At 72.3% G+C, this 3,368-nt stretch carries 3 protein-coding genes; all 3 read right to left on the bottom strand.

The window, feature by feature from the left end; all coding sequences use genetic code 11:
* Positions 1-67 precede the first annotated feature (67 nt).
* Positions 68-1,243: an acetoin utilization protein AcuC gene (locus ADL22_RS12780; protein ID WP_079064073.1), complete on the bottom strand. Its 1,176-nt coding sequence runs from the start codon at positions 1,241-1,243 to the stop codon at positions 68-70.
* Complete coding sequence (locus ADL22_RS12775) at positions 1,194-2,492, bottom strand: MFS transporter (RefSeq protein WP_066977391.1); 1,299 nt, start codon at positions 2,490-2,492, stop codon at positions 1,194-1,196. The genes ADL22_RS12780 and ADL22_RS12775 overlap by 50 nt, the downstream gene beginning before the upstream one ends.
* A gap of 91 nt (positions 2,493-2,583) precedes the next feature.
* Positions 2,584-3,234, bottom strand: a complete 651-nt coding sequence (locus tag ADL22_RS12770; RefSeq protein ID WP_066977388.1) for an HAD family hydrolase — start codon at positions 3,232-3,234, stop codon at positions 2,584-2,586.
* Positions 3,235-3,368 lie beyond the last annotated feature (134 nt).

Raw genomic sequence — 3,368 nt, 5'->3', positions numbered from 1 at the left:
CCGCAGGGGGGCCTCGCGCCCCCTACGGGATCCGTTCGCCTCCCCCCTAAGGCCCCGCCCCCGCCCCCTACGGCAGCAGCCCGTGCGCCGGGAACACCGCCCGGCGGGTGGCCAGTACCGCCTGGTCGAGCCGGTCCGCGGGGTCGTAGCCGCCGTCGGCGAAATCCCGCCACTCCGGCGTCCGCCCGTCCGTCATCCGCTGCGGCGCCAACTGCCGCGTCCGCCGGAAGACTTCGTGCCGCCACTCCTCCGGCACCCGCGACGCCGGATCGATCGGCCGGTGCCCGGCGATCGCCGCCAGATGCGTCCAGCTGCGCGGCACCACGTCCACCACCGCGTACCCCCCGCCGCCGAGCGCGATCCACCGCCCGTCCGCGTGCTCGTGCGCCAGCGCGTGGCACGACGCGGCCACCGCCCGCTGCGCGTCCAGGCTCACCGCGAGATGCGCCAGCGGGTCCTCGAAATGCGTGTCCGCACCGTGCTGCGTCACCAGGACCTGCGGACGGAACGCCGCCAGCAGCTCCGGCACCACCGCGTGGAACGCCCGCAGCCACCCCGCGTCCCCGGTCCCGGCCGGCAGCGCCACGTTCACCGCGCTGCCCTCCGCGCCCTCGCCGCCGGTCTCCTCCGGCCACCCGGTCTGCGGGAACAGCGTCCGCGGATGCTCGTGCAGCGAGATCGTCAGCACCCGCGGGTCCTCCCAGAACGCCGCCTGCACACCGTCCCCGTGGTGCACGTCGGTGTCCACGTACGCGACCCGTTCCGCGCCCAGCTCCAGCAGCCGGGCGACCGCCAGCGCCGCGTCGTTGTAGACGCAGAAGCCGGACGCGCCACCGGGCATGGCGTGGTGCAGCCCGCCGGTGAAGTTCACCGCGTGCGGCGCCTCGCCGTGCCACACGGCCTCCGCGGCGCCCACCGACAGCCCGGCGATCAGCGCCGACGCCTCGTGCATCCCGCGGAACGCCGGGTCGTCCTCGGTCCCCAGCCCGTACCCGATGTCCGCGGCCGCCGGGTCGGCGGAGGCCCGCCGGACCGCCTCGATGTAGTCCTCCCGGTGGACGAGCCGCAGCGTGGAGTCGCCGGCCGGTCTGGCCGCCACCACCTCCAGCGGCCCGCGGTGGAGCTCGTACGCCTCCACCAGACGCATCGTCAGGGCGAGCCGTACGGGGTCCATCGGATGCCCCGGACCGAAGTCATAGCCCGTTACTGCCTCGTCCCACATCAGCTGTGCGCGGCCGCTCATGGCCGTCACCGTACCGGTCCGCGGATGACCCGAACGAGCGGGCGTACGCCAGTGTCACCAGCACGAGCGCCATCGGTACGAGCATCGCGCCGCGATAGCTCCAGGCGTCCCCCAGCGCACCGACCAGCGGAGAACCGATCAGAAAGCCCACATAGTTGAAGATGTTCAGTCGCGCGATGGTCGGATCCGACGCTCCGGGACCGTGCCGTTCGACGGCGTACCGCCCGGCGGCGGCGAAGGTCTGCGGCACCAGCACGCACAGCCCGAGCCCCAGCAGTGTGAAACCGGCCATCCCGGACCAGGCCCCCGGCGCCGCCGCCACCACCGCGAAGCCGGCCGCCGCCACCACCGTCCCGGTCCGCACCACCGCCACCGGGCCGAAGCGCCGCACCCCCAGGTCGCCGACCGCCCGCCCGAGCAGCATCATCACCATGTAGACGTTGTACGGAACGGTCGACAGCTGCTCCGAGCTGCCCAGGACGTCCTGGAGGTACTTGGCGCTCCAGTTGGAGACCGTCGAGTCCCCGATGTACGCGAACGCCATCACCAGGCACAGCGGCAACAGCAGCCGCATGGCCACCGGCGCCCCGGCCCCGGATACGGTCCCGGCTCCCGTCCCGCCCGGCGCCGCACCGCCGTCCCGGTCCCCCGCCCCGCCGTCCCGGCCCGGTTCACCGCCGTCCACGAACCACCGGCCGATCACCAGCACCACCGGGACGAGGACCGCCACCACCGGCCCGTACAGCAGCGCCAGCGGCAGCTGCCAGTGCGCGCCGGCCCACGCCAGCGACGCCCCCACGATCCCGCCCAGGCTGTACGCGGCGTGGAAGCCGAGCATGATGCTGCGCCCGTACGCCCGCTGGAGGCTCACCCCGAGCATGTTCATCGACGCGTCCAGGGCGCCCACCGACAGTCCGAACGCGCCCAGCGCCAGCGCCACCTGCGGCAGCGAGCCGACCGAGCCGGCGGCCAGCAGCGCCAGGCACACCACGGGCTGGGCCACGCGCAGGACGACGCTCGGCCGGACCCGCTTCACCAGGTGCTCGGTGCCTACGCTGCCGACGCCGGCGAGCACCGGCACCGCGGCCAGGAAGGCCGGCAGCAGGGCGTCCGAGATGCCGTACCGCACCTGGATCGCCGGTATCCGGGTCACGAGCAGGGCGAAGATGGCCCCCTGCGCGAAGAAGCTGAGGGCGAGCGAGACCCGGCCGTGCCGCAGCCGCGCTCCCGCTGTCTGAGGGGGCGTCATGGCGCGCCAGCCTAGAACTCCCGGCTACCGCTGGGTAGATGGATCACTCAACCAATTCCCACGGCGGGCGCCTGATGCCTCCAGGCGGCCCCTACCGCAGCAACTCCGGCAGCTCGGCCATGTCATCGAAGAGCACGGTGGCCCCGGCCTCGGTGAGCTTCTCCGCAGGCGTCATCGCGGTGAAGCCGTACACGTCCATACCGGCCGCGAGCGCCGCCCGCACGCCCAGCGGACTGTCCTCGACCACCGCGCACCGGCCGGGCTCGACGCCCATCTCCCGCGCCGCGTGCAGGAAAAGATCCGGTGCCGGCTTTCCGCGCCCGACATCCTGCGACGAGAAAATCCGCCCCGCGCCGAACCGCTCGTACAGCCCGGTCTTGGTCAGCGCCACCCGGATCCGCTCATGGCTCCCCGACGATCCGACGCAGTACGGCACGCTGTCCGCGGCCAGTTTCTCCAGGACGGCCTCCACCCCGGCCACCGGCTGAAGCAGTCTGCGGAACGCGTCGAAGACCCGCGCGTGGAAACTGTCCTCGAAATCCTCCGGCAGTGCCCGTCCGGACTTCTCCCGCACGAGGTCGCGTACGCGCTGCATCGACCCGCCCATGAAGTCGCGCAGCGATTCCTCGTACGTGGTCGGGTGGCCCAGCTCGGTCAGATAGCCGGCGAGGATGCGGTTCGAGATCGGTTCGCTGTCCACGAGGACGCCGTCATTGTCGAAAATGATCAGGTCGTAGCCCATCTCCTGAGCCTACCGAGCCATATTCCACCGGGGCACAACGCAAAAAAGCCTCGTTCCCCGAGACGAATCTCGGGGAACGAGGCTTTTTCTAAAAATTGTTCGGCGGCGTCCTACTCTCCCACAGGGTCCCCCCT

This window comes from Streptomyces sp. NRRL F-4489 (assembly GCF_001509485.1).
Classification (GTDB): domain Bacteria; phylum Actinomycetota; class Actinomycetes; order Streptomycetales; family Streptomycetaceae; genus Streptomyces.
Note: the sequence above shows the minus strand (reverse complement) of the source record. Positions and strands in the feature narration are given on the sequence as shown.